This is a genomic window from Pseudovibrio sp. Ad13, from assembly GCF_001623225.1.
GTDB lineage: Bacteria > Pseudomonadota > Alphaproteobacteria > Rhizobiales > Stappiaceae > Pseudovibrio.
In genome coordinates, this window is sequence record NZ_LMCC01000002.1 from 543,370 (window position 1) to 568,505 (window position 25,136).

The following is a 25,136-nucleotide window of genomic DNA, read 5'->3' on the forward strand; positions in this document are numbered from 1 at the left end:
TTGTCCCTGCCAAACGGTTAATTTGGGGAAGTAGGCTCTTAATTCTCCGAAAATTTCTGGTTGTAATGCTAGTCGACTAAGATGCCAGAGAAAATGGCGATACTATGTTATTTTGCGTTTTCCTCTGCTTCCATAAGGTCTTCTTCGTGCGCAATCGCACTTTCCATCAGTGCGCGCCACATGGTCTCATAGGTCTGCGCATTCAGGCCATGCGCACGGGCATGGGCTTTTACGTTGCTGGCAACTTCCTCTACCCGGCTTTCAATGCGGGCAGACAGGCCAATTGGTTTTTTGATTTCAGCGGCGCGTGTGATGTAAGTCCAGCGCTCTGCAAACAGGGAAATCAGCTCGGAATCCAGACGATCAATTTCTGCGCGGATCTGAGTCATATTGTGACATTCGCTAGCAGAGTTCTTCATTAGTTTTTTGCTGCCTATCGGATTGAATGACGTGGCTGGGGAGTGCCACCTTTTGAAATGTCATACCCGAAATAAATGCATGGTCGCAACTAGCATATGTTTATCGCATAAAAAATCCGTTCCGTTCATCAGGAGGTGGGGGGGAGCTGAGAACGGAACGGGATCTGTATGGCCATGGGGCCAGTTGGACTTTTCGTCTTTTTTGGGCCACTGTTTTATCGATTGCTCTGAAAACCGATAGGTTCAGTGATCTTAATTCTTGACGCGAGAACTAGGGGCATAGTTCACCGCGCGCTGTTGGAAACCCAAAGCCGATTGCTGCAAGGACGGCGTAAAACGGGTTTCCAGTTAGCCCTGCGGTTTCGGGCGGACCGCTAGGGCATTCCGAAGTCTTGAAGCTGCCGGACCTTATTTTTGTTATTGGCCTCAACGATGTTTCAAGACAAACAGCACAGTGGAGTTTGAGAGAATGGGATACTCTCTTGCTCGCCATGTAAAGTAATATACAGATGTTACTTGAAGATAAATAGAAATCAGAAATAGAAAATTTCAAAAAACGACTCTATCTTAGGTGGTGTATAGCAAATTAAAAGTTGTTATCAAAACTTATCATCAATTTACTATTGCTTATCTATTATGTTTATTTTGATTAAAGTGAATTAATATTTACATTAATTAAAATTGAGCGCATGTAAATGCTCCATATCACACAATTTGCTTTGTTTCTTTCTGGTGAGGAGGAGTTGCGGCGTTAAAAAAAGGGCGTTTCCGCCCCTTTCTGATCGTACAGGTTTAAGATCTCTCCGATTAATCGAGAGAGAATGGCATCCCGCAAATTGCGATAGATGCCTTCGCAAAATTGTCCAGCCTAAATTGAGCGCGTAATTCCGCCATCAATGCGGATATTTTGTCCGGTCATGTAGCTGGAGGTGTCTCCGGCAAGGAAAGCAATCAGATCAGCCACTTCCTGCGAGGTGCCATAACGCCCCATTGGAATGCGATCCCGACGTTCTTCCTTCTCTGGCAAGCTGTCAATAAAGCCCGGCAGCACGTTGTTCATGCGAATGTTTGAGGAAGCATATTTATCAGCGAACAACTTGGTAAAAGCAGCAAGGCCAGCTCTGAACACGCCGGAAGTCGGGAAAAGCTCCTCAGGTTCAAATAAGGCATAGGTGGAAATATTGACGAAGCTGCCTTTGCCCTGAGCTTCCATGATTGGGGTAACGATGCGGGTGATACGCACCACGTTCATGAGATAGAAGTCCATCCCTCTCGCCCAATCTTCGTCGGTGAGCTCAAGGACTGGCCCTTTAGGCCCATGGCCAGCACTGCTGACAGCCGTATCAATACGGCCCCACTTGCCCATCGCAACATCAACAAGACGCTGGAGGTCCGCAGTTTCAAGGTTGGAGCCAGTCACACCGACACCACCAAGTTCCTCAGCCAGCTTCTCGCCTTTGCCAGAGGAAGAGAGGATGGCGACTTTATAACCGTCCCCTGCCAGCTTACGTGCCGCAGCAGCACCCATACCACTGCCACCAGCAACAATCAGCGCAACTTTCAAATCACTCATGAAACCCTCCTGAATTAAATCAGGACTATTCCATTTTCTGTAGGGCAATAAATCAAGTGACGATTTGTCATCACCCTGAGAGAAACCATGCTGAGGAGACAATTTTTCTAGAACTGAGGTCCCTAACGGAAATGTGAGAAATTCAAATGCTCAGATTTCTATAAAATACCTCTACTTTTAACTGGTTGAAAATAACTATGTATAAATATCAGGAGTTAGAGCGTGTTCCGTTTGATTGGATTCAATCAAACGACCAGAATTCGCTCTAACAAAGATTTTAGAGCACGGTGTGTGAATGCGAATGAACGCGACGTGCTCTAGGGCGAGAGCCACGAGATTCAGTCATTTCAAGCATATCGCCGAAAAGTAGACGCCGGTTTTCGGATAAAGATACGCAAACTGCTTTAGTTAAAGTCATTTTATGCATCAATAAGGGAGAAGTTTGTTGCAGGCAGATGTTATCACATCAGACGAGCTCGCCTCTGTGCAGCAGAGCTCTGCAACAAAAGCACTTCAAAACCCGTCTGTGTGCGTGTTGCAGTCTGCTGTTGAAGTAGCTGAACTCCAGCAACAATGGCACCAGCTGGAGCAGGCCTCCAATGGCAATCCGGTCTTTCAAAGCTATGCCTGGACCATGGCGATGCTTGAAAATCCTGCATCGGTCCAATCAGCCAAAATCTTCGCTGTCTACGACCAGCAAAGCCTGATCGCGGTTCTGCCGTTGCGCATTGAAAAGCAAAAGTCCCTGAAAGCGCTGACTGGTTTAGGAGAGCCTTTTCAGCAGTACTCAGAGATGCTGCTTACTCCCGGCTATAACCCTGCTGCCGTGTTGGATTACTTGAAGCCCCACCTTCAAAAGGCTGGTGCAGATGTTATCCACCTCCGCCAGATCAGAGAGGGCGGTGCACTCTATGAGTACGCCAGCACTCATTTCACTGAGGTCGGAGAGGCTGATGGCGCTCCATGGCTGGATCTGAACCAGTGGGATAGTTTTGAGGACTATCTGAAGTCCATCTCCGCCCGTTCCCGCAAAACCATCCGCAACCAGCGCAATCGTCTCCACAAATCAACAGGCCTTTCGCACCGCGTGATCCGACAGGAAGACCCGGAACTCGAAACCATGCTTCTACGCACTCTAAACGGGCGAGAGAACTGGGTCGAAGCCATGGGTTACTCATCGCGCGCTCTGGAAGGCGATGGCTTGCAGAACGTCCTTCTCTCATTAAGCAACGGCACGGCCAAAGGCTGCGAACTCATCGCTTTCGAGCTGAAGCATGGTGATCTGCCAATCTCTACCGAATGGGGCTTCCTGTTCGAAGGCTGCTATTCCGCTTACATGGCCGATTGGAACCCGGACTACGAACAATCCAGTCCCGGTAAACTTCACCAGATGGACGTCATCGAGGCGTGTTTTGCGCTTGGGATCGATAAGATCGATTTCCTAAAACCAGCCTCGCGCTACAAGATGACTTGGGCCTCACAGGTCGCCAGCGTCTTTGATGCCGTCAGCCCGCTTTCCTTCAAAGGACAGCTCTATGCCAGCCTCTGGCTCAAGAACCTGCGCCCTTTAGCAAAGCGCATCGTACTCGCAATGCCAAAAGGTCCGAGAGCATTCCTGATGAGCTCCCTGAAGAAGATCAGGGGTTAACTCTGCCGAGAGGCAGAACTCCCTGAAACAGGACGCTCCAAAGCTCTTTTCAGACATAAGCGCGCAAAAAAATGCGAAACAACGCAAATGAACGCACTCATCAACGCAACAAAAAAGCCCGCTCAAATGAGCGGGCTTTCTCGCAAAATCTATTGCTAGATCTTATTCGTCGTCGTTCTGCTTCTTCATAGCTGCAGCGAGGATGTCGCCGAGAGAAGAGGAAGCGTCAGAAGAACCGTACTGTGCAACCGCTTCTTTTTCTTCAGCGATTTCAAGTGCCTTGATGGAAACACCAACGCGGCGGGTCTTCTTGTCGAACTGAGTGATACGAGCTTCGATCACATCGCCAACGTTGAAGCGGGTAGGATCCTGCTCACCACGTTCACGGGACAAGTCAGCGCGACGGATGAATGCAGAGAGGTCGCCGTCTACGAGTTTAACGTCGAGACCACCGTCTTTGATTTCAGTCACTTCACACTTAACGATTGCGCCCTTACGAACAACATCGCCAGCGGATTCAAACGGATCAGCGTCGAGCTGTTTGATGCCGAGAGAGATACGCTCTTTCTCAACGTCAACGTCAAGAACGACTGCTTTAACAACATCGCCCTTCTTGTACTCTTCGATGACCTGCTCGCCCGGACGGTTCCAGTCCAGATCGGACAGGTGAACCATGCCGTCAACATCGCCTTCAAGACCGATGAACAGACCGAATTCGGTCTTGTTCTTAACTTCACCTTCTACGGTGGCGTTAAGTGGGTACTGCTGTGCGAATGCATCCCATGGGTTCTGCAGAGTCTGCTTGAGGCCCAGGGAGATACGGCGTTTGGAAGCGTCCACTTCAAGGATAACCACTTCAACTTCCTGGGAAGTAGAAACGATTTTGCCTGGGTGTACGTTCTTTTTGGTCCAGGACATTTCGGAGACGTGGATCAGGCCTTCGATGCCTGGCTCCAGTTCTACGAATGCACCGTAGTCGGTGATGTTGGTAACACGACCGGAGAACTTGGAATCCAGTGGGTATTTGGCTTCGATGCCATCCCATGGATCGGTTTCCAGCTGCTTCATGCCGAGGCTGATGCGGTGTGTTTCCTGGTTCACACGAACGATCTGCACCTTCACGGTCTGACCGATTGTCAGAACTTCGCTTGGGTGGTTGATACGACGCCATGCAATGTCGGTAACGTGCAGGAGGCCATCGATGCCACCAAGGTCAACGAATGCACCGTAGTCGGTGATGTTCTTAACAACACCCTCAACGGTCTGACCTTCTTCCAGGCTCTGAACGAGTTCAGAACGCTGTTCAGCGCGTGTTTCTTCCAGAACGGTACGACGTGACACAACGATGTTACCACGGCGCTTGTCCATTTTCAGGATCTGGAAAGGCTGTGGAGTGTGCATCAGAGGAGTAACGTCGCGTACTGGACGGATGTCTACCTGAGAGCGTGGCAGGAATGCTACTGCGCCGTCCAGATCAACGGTGAAGCCACCTTTAACCTGGTTGAAGATCTGACCAGTAACTTTTTCACCAGCTTCGAAAGCAACTTCAAGGCGAACCCAGCTTTCTTCGCGGCGTGCTTTGTCGCGGGACAGAACAGCTTCACCCATCGCGTTTTCAACGCGCTCAAGGTAAACTTCTACTTCATCGCCAACGGCCATTTCGCCGTCACGGCCTTTAGCGCCGAATTCCTTCATAGGAACGCGACCTTCAACCTTAAGACCTACGTCGATGACTGCGAGGTCTTTTTCGATAGCAACAACGATGCCTTTTACAACGGTGCCTTCAAAAAGGTCGGAAGTCGCAAAGGATTCTTCCAACAGAGCTGCAAAATCTTCAGCAGCAAAGTTTTGATTTTCCATAAAATCTCCTGATGCCATAAGAATGGCGCTCGCCGGCGGGTTTGTGTTAACACTAAAGGACAAGGGCTTCCGGTTTTCAACTCGCGTTGAAAAACAACCACTTACAAGTAAGTGGGCCGGCGAAAGCGGTCACTCTTGTCCAAATTCGGTATCGTAACAGTCGCTTGATATAACAAACGCGAACTCCGAAGGCTGTTATGAAACAGCTGAATTCCGGGCGCGTTCGACGATATCCACAGCCGCACGAAATGCGGAGTCTATATCCATTTCTGTCGTATCAAGCAAGTGTGCATTTTCAGCGGGTTTTAATGGAGAGTCTTTTCTGGTGCTATCGCGCTCGTCGCGGCGCTCCAGATCCACTAGGATTTCATTAAAATCTGCTGGAATTCCCTTGCCGTTCAACTCGTCTGTCCGGCGCTTTGCACGGGCTGCCGGAGAGGCGGTAATGAACAGTTTCGCGGTCGCGTCCGGGCACACAACAGTCCCGATATCACGGCCATCTAAAACGGCACCCGGCTCTTGATCAGCAAACGCACGCTGAAGGCTCACCAGTTCCTCGCGCAGGCCAGAAAGAACTGCAATGCGAGAGGCTACCTCACCAATTTCATGGGAAGAGAGCTGATTGCGATCCAAATTACCCAGATCAAGGTTCTGGGCGACAGAGATTGCAACGTTTTCATCACCAAGTGGCAGGCCGCGCGCAAGCAGCGCAGCGGCGACAGCACGATACGTCAAACCAGTATCCAGATGGCGGAGTCCAAAATGCGCAGCGAGCTGGCGTGCGAGCGTTCCCTTGCCAGATGCCGCTGGTCCATCCAGAGCAATAATCATGCAGCTTCCTCATTTTTATTTTCAAGCTTGCCACCCAGCTCACCAAACATGGAGAGGAAGGTTGGGAAGCTTGTCGCGATTGGCGCTGCATCATCGACCTGAACCGGTTTGTGTGCAGCGAGCCCCAGAATAAGGAAGCTCATTGCGATCCGGTGATCCAGATGTGTTGTAACAGTGCCACCGCCAATATTGTTTGCCCCACCAGTAACAGTCAGACTGTCCTGTTTTTCAACGCACGGAATGCCGTTTGCTTCCAAACCGCGCGCAACAGCAGCCAGGCGGTCTGACTCTTTGACACGCAGTTCTTCAAGACCAAGCATGACAGTGTCACCTTGAGCAAAAGCAGCAGCAACAGAAAGAATTGGATATTCATCAATCATGGAAGGTGCCCGGTCCGCTGGAACCGTAATACCCTTTAATCGCGAATACTTGGCGCGAATGTCGCCAATCTTTTCTCCGCCGCTTTCCCGTTCATTCGAGATGGTAATGTCTGCACCCATTTCAAGCAGACTAGTAATAAGTCCAATGCGATGCTCATTCAAAAGCACACCTTCAACGGTGACATCAGAACCCGGTGTGATCAGAGCAGCAACAATCGGGAAGGCAGCTGAAGATGGGTCACCAGGAACCGTAATATCCTGAGGCTGCAGCTTCGGTTGGCCTTGCAGCGTGATGATACGCTCACCGCTCTCGTTCACTTCAACCTTCAGGTCTGCGCCAAAGCCAACCAACATTTTCTCTGTATGGTCACGTGTCGCAACAGGTTCGATAACAGTTGTTGTACCAGCGGTATTCAAACCAGCCAGCAACACAGCGGATTTCACCTGCGCAGATGCCATAGGCACGCGGTAAGTGATTGGAATTGGTGTGTCACTGCCGCGGATAGAGGCTGGCAAACGGTCGCCGTTACGCGCAACAACCTGAACACCCATCTCACGCAACGGGTTAAGGACGCGGCCCATCGGGCGTCCAGACAGCGAGGCATCGCCAGTCATGGTGACGGCAATCGGGTGGCTCGCAAAAATACCCATTGCTAGACGTACGCCTGTACCCGCGTTTCCAAAGTCAATTGGAGCTTCCGGCTCAAGCAGGCTACCCAGTCCAATACCCTCAACCGTCCATGTGTCATCTTCCTGACGAACACACTTGGCACCAACCGCATTCATAGCATTTGCAGTGCCAATCACATCTTCTGATTCGAGAAGGCCAGAGATGGTGGTTTTGCCAAGCGCCAGCGCGCCAAACATCAGAGAACGATGGGAGATAGACTTGTCACCTGGAACTTTGATTTGACCATTGAGCGGAGAGCCGCTGTGAGCGGTCACAATTTGCGGTGACGAATTATGGGACATGTTCATTTCCGGGGTTGCGAGACTTAAAAAACTAGTTCCTCCTAGCACGGAAGAAAAAGACAGTCACCCTAGGGCGCATTGAACTATTGCGAAATTTCGGCAGTGAATGTACGACTTCGGGTAGATTTCTAAGATTTATCTTTGACATGATGGCCAACCTGAGGCTAAGGGGGCCGTCAACGAGATACAAACAAAGGTGAGAACCGTGGCAAGACCGGAACTCGGAACCAAGCGCCTGTGCGCGGCGTGTGGCGCTAAATACTACGATTTGAAACGTGACCCGATCATCTGTCCTAAGTGCGGCGACATGTTTGATCTGGGCATGACAGCAAAAACAGCCAAGGCTGTAAAAGCTGTTCAGAAAGAAGAAGCTAAGGAAGCATTGGTCAAAGACGATGCAGAACTGGTTTCTCTGGAAGAAGCAGACGCTGAAGCATCTGGTGAAGATATTCCTGAGCTGGAAGATGAAACGATCACTGATGATATCAGTGGTGATGACTCCGATGTGTTCCTCGACGATGAAGATGATGAAGACGCTGCCGTACCAGGCATCGTTGTGGCTCGCGACGACGACGAAGTCTAAAATTTCCACAGCTTGTGAAACTGCAGGCTGTTAAGAGAGTATTCTCTTGAAATGTGGGGGCGGCCCATCTATGTTCCGCCTCCATCGGCACACAAACTTCATTGAAGTTTCAGTGCCTAAGGAAGAAATGATGGGGCCTTAGCTCAGCTGGGAGAGCGCTTCGCTGGCAGCGAAGAGGTCAGGAGTTCGATCCTCCTAGGCTCCACCATAGACATTTTGCAAAAATGTCTGATGTTCTGCGAAGAATGTCTAGTATTTCGCGAGAAATGCACACCTTCCTTGAAGATTGCGTAGCAGGGCAACCCAAGCCCGTTTCAAATGCTACATGGTATGGGGCCTTAGCTCAGCTGGGAGAGCGCTTCGCTGGCAGCGAAGAGGTCAGGAGTTCGATCCTCCTAGGCTCCACCAAAATCATTCTGCCAAAAAATTCAGCTAAGAATATCCGGCTCTTTCAAAAAAGCTCCCAACAATGCTTTTAGTTTATACCTGATCGTCCTCTCAACGTTTTGGCTGACTTCACGTCGTTTTGGAACGTGTTTGATAAACAAAGCCAGTCTCGCGGCAATGATGCTTTGCGCACTATGAGAATTGAAGCTCTATCGCCATTGATACGCAAGGAAATTGCTATACATCTGCCGCAACTGGTTCTTTTGAGCAGAGGCTGTCGATGACTGCACCCGTTGTTATCCATTGGTTCCGTCAAGATCTTCGTTTGAGTGATAATCCTGCTCTGACTGCGGCCTGCGAGGCCGGCGCGGTTATTCCACTCTACATCCTGACTGACGGTGAAAAAGGCGCGCGCGAACATGGTGGAGCGACGCTGAACTGGCTGCACCATTCTTTAAAAGCTCTCAATAAAAGCTTGAACGGGCAGCTGTTGATAATGCGCGGTGACCCATCTGTCATTATCAAGACTCTTCTTCAGGAGACGGAAGGGACGGGCGTTTTCTGGAACAGATGCTACGAGCCCTGGCGCATAGAACATGATGCACAGCTGAAATCTGAGCTGGAAGAGACTGGCATAACTGCTAAGAGCTTCAACGGTTCGTTTCTTTGGGAACCATGGCAAGTGGCAAAGCCAGATGGTGACCCATACAAAGTCTTCACTCCGTTTTATCGTAAAGGCTGTCTGCAAGCGCCAGAGCCGCGTAAGCCCTTACCTACGCCTGAACCCATGCGGTTACATCAGGTGAGTACAAATGGAGCGCTGTCTCTTGATAAACTGGGACTGATCGACAACCGTCCATGGTCAGCGCGACTGAGCAACTGTTGGGAGCATGGAGAGCAGGCGGCGCAAAACAGGCTCTATTCATTTCTCGAAAACGGCATCTCCAATTACAAGGAGGGGCGTAATTTTCCCGCTCTCACGCATACTTCACGGCTTTCGCCTTACCTGCATTTTGGAGAGATTTCGCCCAATCAAGTCTGGTGGGCGCTCAATATGCACGAAGAGACACATGACATTGACCATTTCCGGAGTGAGTTAGGCTGGCGTGAGTTCTCCTATTCCCTGCTGTTCCATAACCCAACGCTTCCTCAAAACAATCTCAATACTAAATTCGATCACTTTCCGTGGGTTTCTAACGACCAACGCTTGTTGGCTTGGCAAAACGGGCAGACAGGCATCCCAATTGTAGATGCAGGCATGCGTGAGCTGTGGCAAACCGGTTATATGCATAACCGCCTGCGGATGGTCGTTGGCTCGTTCCTCGTAAAGAACCTGCTGCTGGATTGGCGCTCAGGTGAGGCATGGTTTTGGGATTGCCTGGTGGATGCAGACCTCGCCAACAACTGTGCAAGTTGGCAATGGATTGCTGGCTGTGGAGCTGATGCAGCCCCGTACTTCCGTATCTTCAATCCCGTGCTACAGGGCGAGAAGTTTGATGGCCACGGTGATTACACCCGTCGCTTTCTCCCGGAGCTCAAAGAACTGCCGGACAAATATCTCTACAAACCCTGGGAAGCTCCTAAAGACATCTTGAAAGATGCAGGCGTTGTGCTGGGTGAAACGTATCCGTTGCCAATCGTTGATCTCAAAAAATCACGAGATGAAGCGCTGCGTGCTTTTGAGGAAACAAAATAAAATTCAGATCAGAGTGATCTGCCTTCAATTCCGGTCAGTATAAGAACTTGTGCGCGGCAGGGTGTCGCAGCCAAACCTAATGTAATTCCCTGATTTACATCTCTGGGGAGTGGAGGGTTCTATGCGTTTATCTATGATTTCTTTTGTAAGCTCGCTTGTTCTTGCTGGATCAGTAAGTGCTAATGCAGGAACTATTGTAGAAGTAGCTCAAGGGGCAGGGCAGTTTAACACCCTTATCGCTGCAGCTCAGGCCGCTGGTTTGGACGGCGCATTAGCGAACGGTGAAAACCTGACAGTCTTTGCTCCGACCGATGAAGCGTTTGCTGCTCTTCCGGATGGAACAGTAGAAATGTTGCTGAAGCCTGAGAACAAAGATCAATTGATCGCGGTCCTGAGCTACCATGTCCTGCCACGAAAGCTCGCGTCCACTGACCTTCCAGGCCGGACAATTCATGTGAAGACAATCAAGGGCTCTGGAGACAAGACACTTTCCGTCTCAAAAACATCGTCAGGTGTGACAGTCGACAAGGCAAACGTGATCAGCGCCGATATTCCTGCAGATAATGGAATTATCCATGTGGTCGATGCAGTATTGCTACCCTCCAACTAGTTTGGGGCATATCTTCAGTCTGAAGAAGCTCAACTTGAGGGCGTGGAGCGTAAGTTTCGCGCCTTCAGTGCTGTCACAAAACGCGATTAGATGACTCTATTTGATTGAAACGAATACATTTCATCTTTTCGAGCATGCAAACTTTTGCATTAGAAGTTGCATTCGGTGAGTTGCACACAGTGCGCCTGTGGATAAGTTTGAGTGCCTTTCGCATTCGAAAAACTGCGCCTTAAAGCATTAAGACAGCTCATCCGCAGAAACGTGCAAGGCGCAATAATAGATTTTATTCGCCGTCTAGGTATTTCTCCTTTATATCAAGTGATTAGCCGACAAATCTTTGCATAATGCTCAACATTCGAAATCTTTCGTATCGAATTTTTTCGAAACAAAACTTCCAATTTTAGACACTTCAATCATGCTGAACGGCAGAAAATATTGCATAAAAAACAGTCGCCTTGGATCGGTTTCGCTTTTCCGAAACATGACAATCTCATGATAATTATGAAAAAAAACGAAGATCCAATTGCAATTCATCGAAACTTCAAGAAACTGTCATCCTAGTGTGAAACACCTAAGTGATATCGCAGATGAGGCGTAGGGGATGGATCGTCACAGCGATGGATCAGGTGTTAACTCCGCTTCGCATGTTAGATTTTTTCAACTTTCCCACTGGGGGGCAACAAAAATGACTCTTCGTAAAGCAACTGGTATCGCAACCTTTGCAGCACTCGCAATGTCTTCAACAGCATCTTTCGCTGCGACAGAAATCAACTGGTGGCACGCAATGGGCGGCCGTCTGGGTGAAGTTGTCAACGAAATCTCCACCAAATACAATGCGTCTCAGGACGCGTGTCAGCTGACCCCAGTCTATAAAGGTAACTACGAAGAAACCTTGACTGCTGGTATTGCGGCATTCCGTGCTGGCGAACAGCCAAACATTCTTCAGGTATTTGATGCAGGTTCCGCTACCATCATCGGTGCAAAGGGCGCAGTTGTTCCAGCTGAAGACCTTCTGAAAGACGCTGGTGTTGAATTCAACATCGAAGATTATATTGCTGGTGTTCGTTACTTCTACGCTGACGCAGCTGGCAAAATGATCGGCATGCCGTTCAACTCCTCTACCCCGATCCTCTACTACAACGTAGAAGCACTGGCGAAAGCAGGCGTTGAAGCTCCTAAGACTTGGGAAGAGTTCGAAGCGATCGCTCCTAAGCTGAAAGCTGCTGGTTATATTCCTTTGGCACAGTCACACCTGCCATGGATCTTCACCGAAAACTTCATGTCCCGCCACAACCTGCCATTCGCAACCAACAACAACGGTTACAACGGCGCGAAAGGCACTAAGATCCTCGTGAACAACGATGCGATCAAAATGCACTTCACAAAGGTTAAAGGCTGGCTCGACGCTGAGCTGTTCGGTTACTACGGCACTGGCTGGGGTGACAACCAGAAGGTATTCCAGGACGGTTCCGCTGCAATGTGGCTCGGTTCTTCAGGTTCCTTCGGTGGCCTGACAAAATCCACAGACTTCAAATTCTCCGCAACCTACCTGCCTCATTGGGCTTCTGTTAGCGAAACAGGCACCAACACCTTCATCGGTGGCGCTGCACTCTTCGCAATGTCCGGCAAGCCAAAAGCAGAAAACGACTGCGTTGCGAACTTCTACTCCTTCCTGACTTCCGCAGAAATGCAGTACTACTGGCACCAGGAAACTGGTTACGTGCCAATCACCAACGCTGCATATGAGCTGGCAACTAAGGATGGTTATTACGACCGTGTACCTGCAGCTGAAATCGGCATCAAGCAGCTGACACTGCCAGGTGGAGACAACACCAAGGGTTACCGCATGGGCTTCTACGTTCAGGTGCGTGACGTGATGAACCGTGAATACGGTAAAATCTTCTCCGGTGATAAATCCGTAGACGACGCATTCCAGACCATCGAAGACGAAGCTAACAAGCTTCTGGCTCGCTTTGCTAAGACGTCTAACTAAGACTTAGCATTGAGACTTTCGCTAAGACCGGAGACGCTTTTAAGTGTCTCCGGTCTCAGGTTGTTTTGGAAATAGAATGTTCCCATGCGTCAAAGAGCGCAGTGAGCTTTTCTGAACAAGCGGTCAGGCTTGCTAAGCAACCGGCCACCACAACGAAAACAGCGACCAGGCCAGTCCATGAAACGAGTTCAATTCTCACATCCATTGATGCCATACATGCTGCTGCTTCCGCAGTTGGCAATTGTTGGCGTCTTCTTTCTGTGGCCAGCCGCAGAAGCAATCAGGGCGTCTTTCTATCTTGAAGACCCGTTTGGCTTCGGCTCCACCTTTGTTGGCCTAGATAACTTTAAAGACGTTGTTTCCGCGAGCGAGTACAGCAGAACTGCATGGTTCACGCTGATCTTCTCAGCTGCGGTGACATTCTTTTCTCTCAGCATTGCTCTTTTGCTGGCAGTCAAAGCAGACAACGTTATCAAAGGTGCCTCCACATACCGCACTTTGCTCATGTGGGTTTATGCGATCGCCCCTCCCGTCGCAGGCCTTGTAGGCGTGATGCTGTTTGACCAGCACATTGGCCCACTCAACGATCTTGCCCACGCCCTCGGCTGGAACATGCAGATCGGTGTGAACTATTTTGATACTGCATTTGCTATGACCGTGATTGCGGTTTGGAAGCAAATTCCGATCAACTTCATCTTCTTCCTCTCTGGTCTCCAGAGTGTTCCAAAATCCGTTCAGGAAGCAGCTGCGGTTGATTGTAGATCTTCTTCACGTCGCTTCTGGACTGTGACCTTCCCACTGTTGGCTCCAACCAGCTTCTTCCTGCTGATCATCAACATCACTTACGCGCTCTTTGATACATTCGGTATTATCGATCTGGTGCTTAAGGGTGAGCCAGGCAACAACCCTGTAACGCTCGTTTACAAGGTGTTCCTTGATGGCTTCCGCGGAAACGACCTTGGTGGGTCCTCAGCACAGTCTGTGATCTTGATGATACTCGTGTTCGCTCTCACTGTGGTTCAATTCCGCATGATCGAACGTCGCGTGCACTACAGTTAAGGAGGGATAGATGAAACGCTCACAGTTTTGGGATCACGTGATCCTCGTTCTCGGCGCCCTCTTTATGCTGGTGCCAGTTGTCTACGCACTCATGACTTCCAGTCATGATGCTGTATCCATTTACAAAGATGGCCTTCAGCTCTCTCCAGGCGGCCATTTCGTTGACACTTATAAGCAGGTGTTGACAGAAGCTGGCGGTTTTACCAAGTCTGTGACTGGTCTGACCATGCTGTGGAACTCTTTGGTTCTCGGCCTTGGCTTTGCCTTCGGTAAGATCATCATTTCCATGCTGGCGGCTTACGCAATCGTGTATTTCCGTTTCCCGCTTGGCACGTTCTTCTTCTGGATCATCTTCTCCACCCTGCTGCTACCTCTGGAAGTGCGCATTCTGCCTTCCTACGAGATTGTGCAGGGCCTCGGTATGGCGAACACCTATTCAGGCCTGATCATCCCATTGATTGCGTCTGCAACAGGCACTTTCTACTTCCGCCAGTTCTTTAAGTCCGTTCCGGATGAGCTGGTTGAAGCTGCGCGTATCGATGGTGCAGGACCGCTGAAGTTCTTCATCGACATTCTTGTTCCACTCTCCAAGACCATGATTGCTGCAATCTTCATCATCATGTTCGTGTTTGGTTGGAACCAATACCTCTGGCCAACACTCATCACCACAGATGAAAGCCTCTTCACGCTAGTGCGTGGTATGAAGCAGATTCTGCAGGTGTGGATTGGTGCGCAGATCCCGGATACGAACCAGGCAATGGCACTTGCAGTACTTGCAATGCTTCCACCTGTTCTGATCGTGGTGATCTTCCAGTCTTGGTTTGTTAAAGGGCTCGTGGAAAGCGAGAAATAAAAATGGCAGGCATTCAACTTAATACCCTTCGCAAAATCTACGCAGGCAACGTAGAAGCGGTAAAAGGCATCTCCATCGACATTAAGGATGGTGAGTTCATTGTTCTCGTCGGCCCTTCCGGTTGCGGCAAATCCACTCTGCTGCGCATGGTGGCAGGTCTGGAAACCATCACAGATGGTGAGCTATTTATCGGGGACCGTCTGGTCAACAATGTAGAGCCCGCTGATCGTGACATCGCAATGGTGTTCCAGAACTATGCGCTCTATCCGCACATGACCGTTTACGGCAACCTCGCGTATGGCCTGAAAAACCGCAGCATCCCTAAGGATGAGATCGAAAAGCGCGTTCGCAAAGCGGCTGAAATTCTGGAAATCGGAGATTTCCTTGATCGTCGGCCACGTCAGCTTTCTGGTGGTCAGCGCCAGCGTGTTGCAATGGGTCGTGCGATTGTTCGCGAACCTGCTGCATTCCTGTTCGATGAGCCTCTGTCTAACCTTGATGCAAAGCTGCGTGTGCAGATGCGCATGGAGATCAAGAAGCTTCAAAAAGAACTAGGCACCACAAGTCTGTACGTGACCCACGATCAGCTTGAAGCAATGACACTGGCAGATCGTCTCGTTGTTCTCAGTGGCGGTGTTGTAGAGCAGATCGGGTCTCCGATTGATGTCTATGAAATGCCAGCGTCTACATTCGTTGCGACCTTCATCGGTTCTCCTGCGATGAACCTGCTGCCGCTGGCAAAGAGCGGCAATGAGTGGAAACTCGACAATGGCGCAACTGTTGACGTGAAACTGAACACAGATCTGTCTGACCTGATCCTCGGCGTTCGTCCGGAAGATCTTGTCATTGAAGAGCTGAGTGAGAAGTTCGACTCCGGACTGCACACTGCACTGACCGTGCATGTTGTTGAGCCTGTGGGCGCTGAGAGCTACGTTCACGGCACCATTGGTGAAGGTAGCGTTGACGTTGTAGTTCGTGCTCCTGGTAAGCTGCACTTCGAGCCAGGCCAGATCCTGAAAGTGACAGCAAAGCCAGAAAAGCTGCACACGTTTGACACCAAATCCGGCAAACGTATCGAGCTGGAAGGCGCACTCGAAACAGCTTAAATGCTGCTCAGATAGAACTTTCAAAAGGCCCGGCATCTGCTGGGCCTTTTTCTTGTGGTACACATGGAGGCAGTCGAAAACCTGTGCCATTTTATCGCACGTGAGCGAACTTCTCTTCTCAAAAACAAAACTTGATGTAAATACTCATATTTAGCCAGCGCATTGCGAGCCAACCAAATTAACAAAGCTAGGTTGACCGATGAAAGCTGCGCTGGAAAAGTTCTTCGCTCAGGAAACAGACGATCCTCTCCGCTATGCATTTGAGCGCCGTGGTGCCCATATGCCCGGCTCTGCTGGTGAGGCTGTGTCGGAAGGGGAGCGCCAGCTTGTTTGGCAGGAAATTCAAAAATCCAAACGGTCTGGCATGGCCGTCATGTATTTGCATGTCCCATTTTGCGCCAATCACTGCCTGTTCTGCGGGTTCTACCGCAACAAATGGCATGATGAACACTCAGCCCCATATGCTGATGCATTAATCAAAGAACTTGAGCTGGAGGCATCTTCCCAAGCTTCTCAAAGCTCACCAATCAACGCCGTTTATTTTGGCGGCGGCACTCCGACAGCTTTGCATGCCAATGACCTTGCAAGAGTGATCCGTCGTATCCGAGAACTTTATCCTCTCTCAGCCGATTGTGAGATCACAGTTGAGGGACGCATCTTTCACTTTGATGATGACAAGATTGATGCCTGTCTGGATGCAGGTGCCAACCGCTTTTCAACTGGAGTTCAATCCTTCAACACCAAAGTCCGCAAGCGGCAGGGTCGTAAGGCGAGCGGATCAGAAGCAATCCGCTTTTTTGAAGGCCTGAGAGACCGTAACCGTGCTGCAATCGTCTGTGACCTGATATTAGGTCTGCCCTATCAAACCGCAGAAATCTGGCGTGATGATTTAAGAACTGTTGTGGATCTGGGCTTGGATGGTGTCGATCTATACACACTCGCAGTCTTTCCCGGCAGTCCCCTTTCAAAAGCGATTGAGAAGGGGGCTTGTGATCCTGCAGCATCCTTGCCGCAGCAGGGAGCCATGTACGGCGAGGGTTTAGAGTACATGCACCGCCAAGGTTGGAAACAGATCTCTTCCAGTCATTGGGGCCGACAGACCCGCGAGCGCAATCTTTACAACACATTGATCAAGTCCGGTGCGGACTGCCTTGCATTCGGCTCGGGAGCAGGCGGCAACATCAACGGATATTCCTACGGCATCCATGGAGGAATCGTGGACTACATGCGGTGTCTGGAGGAGGGGGAGAAGCCATTGTCGCGTTTGCACAGGACCGACCCATTGTCTTCTCCCCTCAATTTCCTGGCTGCTGGAATAGAAGAGATGCGCCTCGACCTCGGGCATCTGGAGCGCACAGAAGTCAGCGCCCGTGGTTTTCGCAAATCCATAGACCCATTGTTGAGTAACTGGCAGTGCTCTGGCCTGATCGCGGGTGAGGAGATTATCTCCCTCACCACAGCAGGGCGCTTTTGGCACCAAACCCTTCTCACTTATCTCAAGGCTGCCTTTAAGCTGCACTCCGCAAGCTTGCAGCCAGAAACCAAAACCTATCAGGAAGAGGCAGCATGAACGCACAAATCGCAGAGCTAAAAGAGAAGCTTGCAGAAAACCCAGCAGGCATTCTGGAGAGCATTGCCAAAGAGCACGGCCTCTCAATGGCTGACACAATCCGCTGCCTGCCAGAAGAAATGTGGCGTGAACATTCAGGCGAACGTTTTGACGAAGTGATCAAGGCGATCCCTGCCTGGGGCAACGTCACAAGCATCGCAAACACTGGAGGCATGATCTTTGAAGTGAAAGGTCCGTTCCCGGAAGGCAGCTATGCGCGCGGGTTCTATAATCTTAAGCAGACAGAAGGCGGCTTCTCCGGCCATATCAAGGCAGATGCGTGCCACTCTATCATGTTTTTGAAGCGCCCATTCTTCTCCAAGCTGGCAGTGTCCATCAATTTCCTGAATGCAGATGGTAACTGTTATCTGAAAATCTTCCTTGGCCGCGATGATGAAGGCCAGATTAAGCCGGATCAGATTGAAAAGTTTGATGAACTCGCGAGCTGGTGAGCCTGTGAGACGTCGAAAATCATAGACCACCGATTTCGCTCACGGTGATCTGTGACAAGCAGAAGTCGGGGCATTGCCCCGGCTTTTCTGTTTGGCGTTGAGGATCAAACAAACATCGCCATTACGAGATAACTGGCCATCCCATAAAGGCTGAGCAAGCTCAGGCTCATAAACAAGCCTCGAAGGCCGGTTTGGGCTGATAGATAGCTGTAAGTGTAGCCAAGCCGGGCAACGGCAAATCCAACTATCCAAACCTGCACCATAAGAGTGACAGGCGAAACGATAGCCACAACAGTTGCCAACAGCAGAAAGTAGACCATGTTCTCGGTGGTGTTGCGATGAGCATTGTGACGACGTTCCAGCGCGTCACGAGCATCTTGAGCAATTGAAGACGGGCGCCCGCCTTTCTGCTCCCACTCTTCTGGTGTTGTCGCCAGATCATACTTAGCGCGCGTGAGCTCCGTGACAGTCATCAGCCAGGTATGATTGCCAAGAAGCAGGACCGCAGAGATGATCAAGGCTTCGATTGCTTCTGACGAGGGAAGAGTGATGACGAGCGGTTTAATGCCGAAGACGAACAGGTTAATGAGGAGACTGATAGCGATCAGCGCAAACGGATAAGCCTTCACCATCAAAGTGGCACGTGAGTTATCTACCTCAGCAATGTCCATTCCTATCACTCCCCTTGAGGCAACATTCTCCAAAAGCAGACGCTACGATTTCTTAAGGGGGACGTAAACCTGTCATTCCCGGCATGGCAGCAGGGAAGGGAAACGAAGGACCAAACAGACCAAGGGCTCAAAGCAGCACTGTTTAAAGTCCTGCAAGTTTACCACCCAAGCTTGTTGTGGGGCCTGAGAATACCGTTGCGATCCGGGAGAATTAATTGAGTATCATTAAGTTAACTTGAAACCTTCGCCGCTAACCGCCATATTCCAGAGGAAAGACCGAGGGCGAGATGCTCTCACACCGGATGCCTAATGAGGGTCTGGAGCTGGGTCGCTTGAAGAAGGACTTGGATTATGACGCGAGTATCTGCGTTTTCGAGCCCATTTATGTTGGGGTTCGATGATATTGAGCGCGTATTGGACAGGGTGAGCAAAGCAGCCAATGACGGCTACCCACCCTACAATATTGAACGCCTCGTTGCCACTGAAGAGAAAGGTGAAGTCATCCGCATCACACTTGCGGTTGCTGGCTTCACACGTGACCAACTGGATGTTTCTGTTGAGGAAAGCCAATTGGTAATCCGTGGTCGCCAACAAGAAGACAAAACTCGCCAATACCTACACAGGGGTATAGCTGCACGACAGTTCCAACGCGCATTTGTGTTGGCCGAAGGCATTGAGATTTTAGGGGCAGACCTGCGAGATGGTCTGTTGTCTATTGATCTTGCTCGTCCTGAGCCAGAGCGTATCGTTCGCCGGATTGAAATCTCGGCGGGGGACTGAATTAAAGGAGCAATCCTTTCTTCGCGCTGATCTGAATATTGAGCGTATCTCCGGAAAGCGGAAAACCGATTTTTGGGCAAAGATGCGCGCGACAATAAAGACTTAGAGCTTGAAGCGAAAACATGCGCAGCCTGCTCTAGTAACTCTCAAGGAGAAGGCGATGACACGCGCCCCTTCTGTGCTGGCCGACGACCCGTACGAAAATTTTGAAGAACTCGGAGCTGGTGAAGTCGCCTATGTTAGGCGCGTTTCTCCAAATGACCTGAAGAAGATGTTCCCTGATGCAGAGCTGCAGGATGCAGACCTTCCTGCTTGGGCTCTTTTGGCTGCTGACGGAACACCACTGGTTCTGACTGATACACGTAATGCAGCAATTGCAAACGCAATTGAGAATGATCTGGAAGCTTTGAGCGTCCACTAAACCAATTACTGGGAGCTCTCAGAGGGAGTAATAGCGAAGGACAGCGTTTCAAAGCGTAGAAAAGCTCTTCAAACCCAGTGAATTAGGCAAAGAAAAAGCCTGGATTGGAATGCGTCCGATCCAGGCTTTTTTGTTTTTGAGCTGACGTGCCTCAGGCTGCGTTAGGCGAAGCCTGTGGGTGGGTCAGAATAGAATAAATTGCAGCAGCATCTGTTGTTGCGCGCAGCTTGCTTGCAACATCAGAATCCCTCAAAAGTCGAGCAACACGTGCCAGAGCTTTCAAGTGGTCCGCTCCAGCGCCTTCTGGCGCAAGCAAAACAAAGATCAGATCAACAGGCTGGTCATCCAAGCTGTCGAACTCGATCGGTTTGTCCAGTCGCGCAAACAGGCCGTGTAACCCGTCAAGGTCCACGATTTTTCCATGCGGAATTGCAATGCCGTTTCCGACACCTGTAGAGCCGAGACGTTCGCGTTGCAGCAGCGTATCAAAGATATCGCGCTCAGTTTCTCCGCAAATCTCAGAGGCCCGTTCTGCAAGTTCCTGCAGGGCTTGTTTCTTGCTGTTTGCCTTGAGGTTGGCAATGACAGCCTCAGGACGAAGAAGTTCGTTCAGATCCATTCCTTGATCCGTGTCCATGCAAAATACAAAGCCGGTGAAAACCGGCTTTGTACAGGGTCGTGATGACCATGATTATCAGTTAGGAGCAGCCCCGTTAGCGAGATTTGGATCAATCCAGCCAACGTTTCCATCGTGACGACGGAATACGACATTTACCTCACCATTACCAGCGTTGCGGAACACTACAACGGGAGCTTCACTTAAATCTAGCTCCATAACTGCCATTCCGACAGTCAGTGTTTTCACTTTCGCTTCAGTTTCTGCAACCACAAGTGGGCTGTAGTCGGCGGGTACCTCTTCTTCCTGCTCAGGATCAGCAAGAACATACGATGTTGCGCCGTATGTTTCCCACTCTGCAGGGAGGCCATTTGTGTGGTGGTCGTTTAACTTTCTGTTGTAGCGCCTTAGCCTTTTCTCAATGCGTTCGGCTGCTTTGTCGAAACTTTGTCGCGGATCCTGACTGTCACCCGAAACCTGAAGCACAACTCCCGTGCTTAGGTGGACTGTGCAGTCGGATCGGAAGCCTGAGCCTTCGCGAGCGATTGTCACATGACCCGTGTATGCTCCTGGGAAATATTTATCCAGTGCATCGGAAATCCGGTCTTCAACGTGTGTCCTGGTTGCGTCACCAATGTCCACGTTCCTCCCCGAAATTCTAATTGTCATGGGAACCTCTTATGTTGTGTCGACTTATTCGCTGACAGGTTCTTCAGCCAAAGAGCAAAGAACCCTTCAACACATGTAGTTTGGACCAGCTAAGTTTAAAGTGCTACTGTTTTCGAGTTCTTAGAAAAATCTATGAGAACAGAAAAACATCCTATAGAGGTTATTAACTGATCGGGACCCTATTATGTCTCATTGAAACCATGAGAAATATCAGTGGGTTAGGTCAGGCTTTTCTTTTCTCTCCGACGCTGAACTGAGCTCGGAATCTTTAATGCTTCCCGATACTTAGCTACAGTTCGTCGCGCTATATCCACACCGTCGTCTTTTAAAATTTTCACAAGAGCGTCATCTGAAAGAATCTTCTTGGGATCTTCGGCGTCAATAAGTTGCTTAACTCGATAGCGTACTGATTCCGCTGAGTGCGATTCACCGCCCTCAGAAGAGGCAATTGCGGCAGAAAAAAAGTATTTCAGCTCGAAAATACCACGTGGCGTAGCGATGTATTTGTTGGATGTGACACGGCTGACGGTGGATTCATGCATGCCAATGGCATCTGCCACAACGCGTAGATTCATTGGCCGAAGGTGCTGTACACCATAAGTAAGAAAACCGTCTTGTTGACGAACAATCTCAGAGGACACCTTCAGAATTGTCCGTGCTCGCTGATCAAGGCTTTTGACCAGCCAGTTTGCGGTCTGCAGACTATCGGTGAAGTACGCCAGTTCCTTATTGTTTCTGGAGCCCTGAGAGATCTCGGAGTAGTAACTCTGGCTCACCAGAACCTTAGGCAGGCTCTCTGTGTTGAGCTCTACGGTCCAGCCACCATCTGAAGCAGGACGAACAAATGCATCTGGCACAATCGGCTGGGTAATTTCGGTATTGAAAGCAGCACCAGGCTTTGGATTGAGCTCCTTGATCTCAAGAATCATGTCCTTGAGGTCTTCATCATCCACTTTGCAAATACGTTTGAGTTTTACGAGGTCATGTAAAGCCAGCAATTCGATGTTCTCGACAAGTACCTGCATGGCAGGGTCGTAGCGATCTTTCTCTTTAAGTTGCAGTTTTAGGCACTCAGACAAATCACGGGCAAACACACCAACCGGATCTAGCCCCTGCAAAGCAAGAATAATGCGCTCCAGGTCTTGTTCCGAAACTCCGAGACGTTCAGACATCTCCGCACCATCAATGCGCAGATAGCCATTTTCATCAATGTAATCGACGAGTTGATGAGCGACCAGAACATCGGCAGGGTTCGTGAGCACAAAACCGAGCTGTTCCTGAAGATGCTCACTCAGCGAGGTTTCTGCGGCGACAAACGCTTCAAGATTGTAGTCAGAGGCTCCTGAGGAAGTGCTGTGGCTCGGTGCTTGCCAGTTATCCGCCTTCTGCTGAACCGGATCAACGGCCTGGTGCTCGCCATTGTCATCAGGAAAGACATTAGAGAGTTCAGAATCCAGATTGCTCGAAATTGCTTCAGGGGTTGTTTCCAGCTCGTTATTGAGCCAATCCCCTTCCTGCATCTCTGTAGGGCTACTGTCAGCTTCTGGAGTGGTTTCCGAATTGGTGGTCTCTTCAGCGGGTCCAGCGCCATCTGGGTTGTCATCTCGCTCTAGAAAGGGATTACTTTCCAACTCACTATTAACGTGTGCAATCAGGTCCACATTCGACAGCTGCAACAGCTTGATCGCCTGCATCAGTTGCGGCGTCATGACAAGCTGTTGGCTTTGTCTGAATTCTAATTTTGGACCGATTGCCATAGAGTTGTTTCGTCCTCCAAGTGCTGCAAACTAGCCTGCAACACTCTTCTACGCAATTCGGCATAGGTTGGAAATCAAAGAGTGAACTGTTCCCCGAGATACAAACGCCTTACATCCGGATCTGCAACGATCTGATGTGGCTTGCCTTCTGTCAGAACTTCGCCAGCCGCGATAATATATGCGCGATCAATCAGCCCAAGCGTTTCACGAACGTTGTGGTCTGTAATCAGCACGCCGATACCGCGTTGGGTCAAGTGGCGTACGAGCTGTTGAATGTCACCCACCGCGATTGGATCAATACCCGCAAACGGCTCATCAAGCAGCATAAAGGACGGGCGAGTTGCCAAAGCGCGTGCAATCTCAACGCGGCGGCGCTCACCACCACTGAGTGCGATACTTGGCGATTTACGCAGGTGTGTGACACCAAATTCAGTTAGAAGCGAGTCGAGATCTTCTTCACGGCGCTTCTTGTTCGGTTCCACCACTTCCAAAACAGCACGAATGTTGTCTTCAACAGAAAGACCGCGGAAAATCGAGGCTTCCTGAGGCAGATAACCAACTCCCAGACGTGCACGGCGATACATTGGCAACTGTGTCATGTCGAAGTTATCGAGGCGAATTGAACCATGATCCGGACGAATAAGACCGGTGATCATATAAAAGCAGGTTGTCTTACCAGCTCCGTTTGGACCCAGCAGTCCCACAGCTTCGCCACGCCGTACATTCAAGCTGACATGTTTGACAACCTGACGACGTCCGTAACTCTTGCCGATGCCATCAACTTCAAGTACCGCCTCCGAAGGGGCGGCGTACTTGATGCCTTCTGGCTGGTGCGTTGGGGTCTGAGGATCAATTGGGTGTGCACTCAAGAGCGTGGCCTATTTTGCTTTAGTTCTTATTTTCAAGGCTGTTCGGCTGCAAAAGCATCCGCACACGACCAGTGTTACCGCCAGTTTCGCTGGAATCCAGATTTGCTTTGCCTGTCTCCAGGTTGATCACAAGGCGCTTGCCAACAATTACGTTTGGTCCCTGGCTGAGAACAACGCGCTTGCCGGTCATCACTACAACCTGTTTGTCCATGTCAAAGCTGGCATCGTCACCAGTTGCGACCTGATCCTTAGAGGAAATCAGAACCTTGCCTTTTGCTTCAAGACGGGAAATGGACTGCTGGACGGCTTGGCCATCCGCTGTGCCATTGGCCATGGAGCCAGCATAAAACACGATCAAGCGCTGGGTTTCCAGCTTGGTTTCACCTTGGGTAACAACAACATTTCCACTGAAGATAGCGCTTTTGTCTTTGTCACGAACCTGAAGGTTAGTCGCTTCAATCTCAATAGGTTCTTTATTGTTAGAACCAAATCCGGCAAATGAATCGGAGAACGTTTGTGCGTGGGCTATGCCAGCCAGCCCGAATGCCATAAGACAAGATAGAGAGAATATTCTCATCCGGTTAATCATTGACCGTTCTCCAGTGCCCAGGGCAAAAGCTTCATCTTGACGCCCCGGCGAAAATTCAAAACATTATTTTTCTGATCAAATTCCATAGATCCAGCATCGATATAGCCACCATCAGACGTGACATCAACTGTATCGTTGGTCTGGATTGTACCTGTCTTCATATCGATATCGAGATACTCAAATTCTGCGGAATAGCCTTTGCTGTACGCAACCGTAGTCCCATTAGTGAGATTCAGGGTTTCCATTTCTGTATCAAACGTCCCGTTTCGAGAGGTAATACTAACAGTTTCCCCTGGAGCTATTGTGATTTCGGCCACAATATTCTCCAAATCAATCACTTGCGGGTTTGTGATACGCTGAATAGCTCGATCCGCCTGAACGTTGTATGAACGATCGCCATCATTTCCCGACAGATGCGGGTTGGACATGACCAGTCCTTCAGTTGTCAGGCTGATATCTCCGATGCTCAGGCCAGCAAGAATGTTCTGGAAAACAATCATGCCAATCACACCCGCAGCGATCAGTAATCCGCCAGCAGGAAGAACAAATCGAAGCAAACGAACGAGAATGGAATGTCGGCGTGCAGATTTGCGCGCTTTTTCAAGCCGTGTTTGCGCTTCATTCGCAAACTCTTTGGGCATGTTTTCCATTGTTGTCATTCATAGTCCTGGAACATTCTGAACGCGATACAGACGGGGATCGCTGTCCGGTTGCCATTTTCCGGTCTCTCGTA

Annotated in this window: 24 protein-coding genes and 2 tRNA genes; 14 read left to right on the forward strand and 12 right to left on the reverse strand. The window is 50.0% G+C overall.

Going from position 1 to position 25,136, the window contains the following annotated elements:
- Window positions 1-107 precede the first annotated feature (107 nt).
- Together PsAD13_RS03325 and PsAD13_RS03330 are read right to left on the reverse strand one after the other, a co-directional pair.
- On the reverse strand, window positions 108-419 hold the full coding sequence (locus PsAD13_RS03325) for a chorismate mutase (RefSeq protein ID WP_063317251.1): 312 nt from the start codon (window positions 417-419) through the stop codon (window positions 108-110).
- Window positions 420-1,287: 868 nt separating this feature from the next.
- Window positions 1,288-1,992 carry an SDR family oxidoreductase gene (locus PsAD13_RS03330; RefSeq protein ID WP_063317252.1) on the reverse strand — a complete coding sequence of 235 codons (705 nt, stop codon included), beginning with the start codon at window positions 1,990-1,992 and terminating at the stop codon, window positions 1,288-1,290.
- A gap of 445 nt (window positions 1,993-2,437) precedes the next feature.
- Here PsAD13_RS03330 and PsAD13_RS03335 point away from each other — a divergent pair, with 445 nt between their 5' ends.
- Window positions 2,438-3,640, forward strand: a complete 1,203-nt coding sequence (locus PsAD13_RS03335; protein WP_208986392.1) for a GNAT family N-acetyltransferase — start codon at window positions 2,438-2,440, stop codon at window positions 3,638-3,640.
- A 162-nt stretch (window positions 3,641-3,802) separates the two neighbouring features.
- Here the strand turns inward: PsAD13_RS03335 and rpsA are convergent, their stop codons facing one another.
- From rpsA to aroA, 3 genes are all read right to left on the reverse strand, one after another.
- Entirely contained in the window at window positions 3,803-5,500 is a 1,698-nt protein-coding gene (gene rpsA, locus PsAD13_RS03340; protein WP_063286510.1) for a 30S ribosomal protein S1, read from the reverse strand.
- Between the two features lie 195 nt (window positions 5,501-5,695).
- A complete protein-coding gene (cmk, locus tag PsAD13_RS03345; RefSeq protein ID WP_063317254.1) occupies window positions 5,696-6,331 on the reverse strand; it encodes a (d)CMP kinase in 636 nt (211 codons plus the stop codon).
- On the reverse strand, window positions 6,328-7,683 hold the full coding sequence (gene aroA / locus PsAD13_RS03350) for a 3-phosphoshikimate 1-carboxyvinyltransferase (protein WP_057462755.1): 1,356 nt from the start codon (window positions 7,681-7,683) through the stop codon (window positions 6,328-6,330). The genes cmk and aroA overlap by 4 nt, the downstream gene beginning before the upstream one ends.
- Window positions 7,684-7,888: 205 nt before the next feature.
- Here aroA and PsAD13_RS03355 point away from each other — a divergent pair, with 205 nt between their 5' ends.
- The 11 genes from PsAD13_RS03355 to hutX all read left to right on the forward strand — a co-directional run bounded on the left by PsAD13_RS03355 (window position 7,889) and on the right by hutX (window position 18,031).
- Window positions 7,889-8,266, forward strand: coding sequence for a TIGR02300 family protein (locus PsAD13_RS03355; RefSeq protein ID WP_063286512.1), 378 nt, complete (start codon window positions 7,889-7,891; stop codon window positions 8,264-8,266).
- A 132-nt stretch (window positions 8,267-8,398) separates the two neighbouring features.
- Window positions 8,399-8,474 (forward strand) — tRNA-Ala (locus PsAD13_RS03360).
- Window positions 8,475-8,598: 124 nt separating this feature from the next.
- Window positions 8,599-8,674 (forward strand) — tRNA-Ala (locus PsAD13_RS03365).
- 259 nt (window positions 8,675-8,933) lie between these two features.
- On the forward strand, window positions 8,934-10,349 hold the full coding sequence (locus PsAD13_RS03370; RefSeq protein ID WP_063317255.1) for a deoxyribodipyrimidine photo-lyase: 1,416 nt from the start codon (window positions 8,934-8,936) through the stop codon (window positions 10,347-10,349).
- 121 nt (window positions 10,350-10,470) lie between these two features.
- A complete protein-coding gene (locus PsAD13_RS03375) occupies window positions 10,471-10,959 on the forward strand; it encodes a fasciclin domain-containing protein (protein ID WP_063299468.1) in 489 nt (162 codons plus the stop codon).
- Window positions 10,960-11,644: 685 nt separating this feature from the next.
- Window positions 11,645-12,952, forward strand: a complete 1,308-nt coding sequence (locus PsAD13_RS03385) for an extracellular solute-binding protein (RefSeq protein WP_063317256.1) — start codon at window positions 11,645-11,647, stop codon at window positions 12,950-12,952.
- Between the two features lie 177 nt (window positions 12,953-13,129).
- A complete protein-coding gene (locus PsAD13_RS03390; protein ID WP_057462725.1) occupies window positions 13,130-14,011 on the forward strand; it encodes an ABC transporter permease subunit in 882 nt (293 codons plus the stop codon).
- 10 nt (window positions 14,012-14,021) lie between these two features.
- A complete protein-coding gene (ugpE, locus tag PsAD13_RS03395) occupies window positions 14,022-14,864 on the forward strand; it encodes a sn-glycerol-3-phosphate ABC transporter permease UgpE (RefSeq protein WP_057462726.1) in 843 nt (280 codons plus the stop codon).
- A gap of 2 nt (window positions 14,865-14,866) precedes the next feature.
- Window positions 14,867-15,970, forward strand: coding sequence for a sn-glycerol-3-phosphate import ATP-binding protein UgpC (locus PsAD13_RS03400; RefSeq protein ID WP_063317257.1), 1,104 nt, complete (start codon window positions 14,867-14,869; stop codon window positions 15,968-15,970).
- A 199-nt stretch (window positions 15,971-16,169) separates the two neighbouring features.
- Window positions 16,170-17,540, forward strand: coding sequence for a heme anaerobic degradation radical SAM methyltransferase ChuW/HutW (gene hutW, locus PsAD13_RS03405; RefSeq protein WP_063317258.1), 1,371 nt, complete (start codon window positions 16,170-16,172; stop codon window positions 17,538-17,540).
- A complete protein-coding gene (hutX, locus tag PsAD13_RS03410; protein WP_063317259.1) occupies window positions 17,537-18,031 on the forward strand; it encodes a heme utilization cystosolic carrier protein HutX in 495 nt (164 codons plus the stop codon). Before hutW ends, hutX begins: the two co-directional genes overlap by 4 nt.
- Window positions 18,032-18,135: 104 nt before the next feature.
- On the opposite strand, the gene PsAD13_RS03415 is transcribed toward hutX, so the two are convergent.
- On the reverse strand, window positions 18,136-18,702 hold the full coding sequence (locus PsAD13_RS03415) for an MAPEG family protein (protein WP_063317260.1): 567 nt from the start codon (window positions 18,700-18,702) through the stop codon (window positions 18,136-18,138).
- A gap of 351 nt (window positions 18,703-19,053) precedes the next feature.
- Here PsAD13_RS03415 and PsAD13_RS03420 point away from each other — a divergent pair, with 351 nt between their 5' ends.
- Window positions 19,054-19,482, forward strand: a complete 429-nt coding sequence (locus PsAD13_RS03420; protein ID WP_057462731.1) for an Hsp20 family protein — start codon at window positions 19,054-19,056, stop codon at window positions 19,480-19,482.
- A gap of 160 nt (window positions 19,483-19,642) precedes the next feature.
- Window positions 19,643-19,903 carry a DUF1150 domain-containing protein gene (locus PsAD13_RS03425; protein ID WP_008548441.1) on the forward strand — a complete coding sequence of 87 codons (261 nt, stop codon included), beginning with the start codon at window positions 19,643-19,645 and terminating at the stop codon, window positions 19,901-19,903.
- Between the two features lie 151 nt (window positions 19,904-20,054).
- Here PsAD13_RS03425 and ptsN read toward each other — a convergent pair whose 3' ends face one another.
- The 6 genes from ptsN to lptC form a co-directional block, all read right to left on the reverse strand.
- Window positions 20,055-20,522 (reverse strand): PTS IIA-like nitrogen regulatory protein PtsN, encoded by a 468-nt coding sequence (gene ptsN, locus PsAD13_RS03430; RefSeq protein ID WP_057462732.1) that lies wholly within the window; start codon window positions 20,520-20,522, stop codon window positions 20,055-20,057.
- Window positions 20,523-20,597: 75 nt separating this feature from the next.
- Window positions 20,598-21,188 carry a ribosome-associated translation inhibitor RaiA gene (gene raiA, locus PsAD13_RS03435; protein ID WP_082596743.1) on the reverse strand — a complete coding sequence of 197 codons (591 nt, stop codon included), beginning with the start codon at window positions 21,186-21,188 and terminating at the stop codon, window positions 20,598-20,600.
- 218 nt (window positions 21,189-21,406) lie between these two features.
- Complete coding sequence (gene rpoN / locus PsAD13_RS03440) at window positions 21,407-22,945, reverse strand: RNA polymerase factor sigma-54 (RefSeq protein WP_063317261.1); 1,539 nt, start codon at window positions 22,943-22,945, stop codon at window positions 21,407-21,409.
- A gap of 74 nt (window positions 22,946-23,019) precedes the next feature.
- A complete protein-coding gene (gene lptB, locus PsAD13_RS03445) occupies window positions 23,020-23,763 on the reverse strand; it encodes an LPS export ABC transporter ATP-binding protein (RefSeq protein ID WP_244272472.1) in 744 nt (247 codons plus the stop codon).
- A gap of 70 nt (window positions 23,764-23,833) precedes the next feature.
- On the reverse strand, window positions 23,834-24,403 hold the full coding sequence (lptA, locus tag PsAD13_RS03450; RefSeq protein ID WP_063317262.1) for a lipopolysaccharide transport periplasmic protein LptA: 570 nt from the start codon (window positions 24,401-24,403) through the stop codon (window positions 23,834-23,836).
- Window positions 24,400-25,062: an LPS export ABC transporter periplasmic protein LptC gene (gene lptC / locus PsAD13_RS03455; RefSeq protein ID WP_208986393.1), complete on the reverse strand. Its 663-nt coding sequence runs from the start codon at window positions 25,060-25,062 to the stop codon at window positions 24,400-24,402. Before lptC ends, lptA begins: the two co-directional genes overlap by 4 nt.
- Between the last annotated feature and the right edge of the window lie 74 nt (window positions 25,063-25,136).

What these genes read in the sequence shown, in the direction of transcription:
- PsAD13_RS03415 (WP_063317260.1), bottom strand. Translation starts at nt 18,702, where the DNA reads ATGGACATTGCTGAGGTAGATAACTCACGTGCCACTTTGATGGTGAAG.
- PsAD13_RS03325 (WP_063317251.1), bottom strand. Translation starts at nt 419, where the DNA reads ATGAAGAACTCTGCTAGCGAATGTCACAATATGACTCAGATCCGCGCA.
- ptsN (WP_057462732.1), bottom strand. Translation starts at nt 20,522, where the DNA reads ATGGATCTGAACGAACTTCTTCGTCCTGAGGCTGTCATTGCCAACCTC.
- cmk (WP_063317254.1), bottom strand. Translation starts at nt 6,331, where the DNA reads ATGATTATTGCTCTGGATGGACCAGCGGCATCTGGCAAGGGAACGCTC.
- PsAD13_RS03370 (WP_063317255.1), top strand. Translation starts at nt 8,934, where the DNA reads ATGACTGCACCCGTTGTTATCCATTGGTTCCGTCAAGATCTTCGTTTG.
- PsAD13_RS03330 (WP_063317252.1), bottom strand. Translation starts at nt 1,992, where the DNA reads ATGAGTGATTTGAAAGTTGCGCTGATTGTTGCTGGTGGCAGTGGTATG.
- rpsA (WP_063286510.1), bottom strand. Translation starts at nt 5,500, where the DNA reads ATGGAAAATCAAAACTTTGCTGCTGAAGATTTTGCAGCTCTGTTGGAA.
- PsAD13_RS03375 (WP_063299468.1), top strand. Translation starts at nt 10,471, where the DNA reads ATGCGTTTATCTATGATTTCTTTTGTAAGCTCGCTTGTTCTTGCTGGA.
- PsAD13_RS03400 (WP_063317257.1), top strand. Translation starts at nt 14,867, where the DNA reads ATGGCAGGCATTCAACTTAATACCCTTCGCAAAATCTACGCAGGCAAC.
- lptC (WP_208986393.1), bottom strand. Translation starts at nt 25,062, where the DNA reads ATGACAACAATGGAAAACATGCCCAAAGAGTTTGCGAATGAAGCGCAA.
- rpoN (WP_063317261.1), bottom strand. Translation starts at nt 22,945, where the DNA reads ATGGCAATCGGTCCAAAATTAGAATTCAGACAAAGCCAACAGCTTGTC.
- lptA (WP_063317262.1), bottom strand. Translation starts at nt 24,403, where the DNA reads ATGATTAACCGGATGAGAATATTCTCTCTATCTTGTCTTATGGCATTC.
- PsAD13_RS03390 (WP_057462725.1), top strand. Translation starts at nt 13,130, where the DNA reads ATGAAACGAGTTCAATTCTCACATCCATTGATGCCATACATGCTGCTG.
- PsAD13_RS03385 (WP_063317256.1), top strand. Translation starts at nt 11,645, where the DNA reads ATGACTCTTCGTAAAGCAACTGGTATCGCAACCTTTGCAGCACTCGCA.
- hutX (WP_063317259.1), top strand. Translation starts at nt 17,537, where the DNA reads ATGAACGCACAAATCGCAGAGCTAAAAGAGAAGCTTGCAGAAAACCCA.
- PsAD13_RS03425 (WP_008548441.1), top strand. Translation starts at nt 19,643, where the DNA reads ATGACACGCGCCCCTTCTGTGCTGGCCGACGACCCGTACGAAAATTTT.
- raiA (WP_082596743.1), bottom strand. Translation starts at nt 21,188, where the DNA reads ATGACAATTAGAATTTCGGGGAGGAACGTGGACATTGGTGACGCAACC.
- hutW (WP_063317258.1), top strand. Translation starts at nt 16,170, where the DNA reads ATGAAAGCTGCGCTGGAAAAGTTCTTCGCTCAGGAAACAGACGATCCT.
- ugpE (WP_057462726.1), top strand. Translation starts at nt 14,022, where the DNA reads ATGAAACGCTCACAGTTTTGGGATCACGTGATCCTCGTTCTCGGCGCC.
- aroA (WP_057462755.1), bottom strand. Translation starts at nt 7,683, where the DNA reads ATGTCCCATAATTCGTCACCGCAAATTGTGACCGCTCACAGCGGCTCT.
- PsAD13_RS03420 (WP_057462731.1), top strand. Translation starts at nt 19,054, where the DNA reads ATGACGCGAGTATCTGCGTTTTCGAGCCCATTTATGTTGGGGTTCGAT.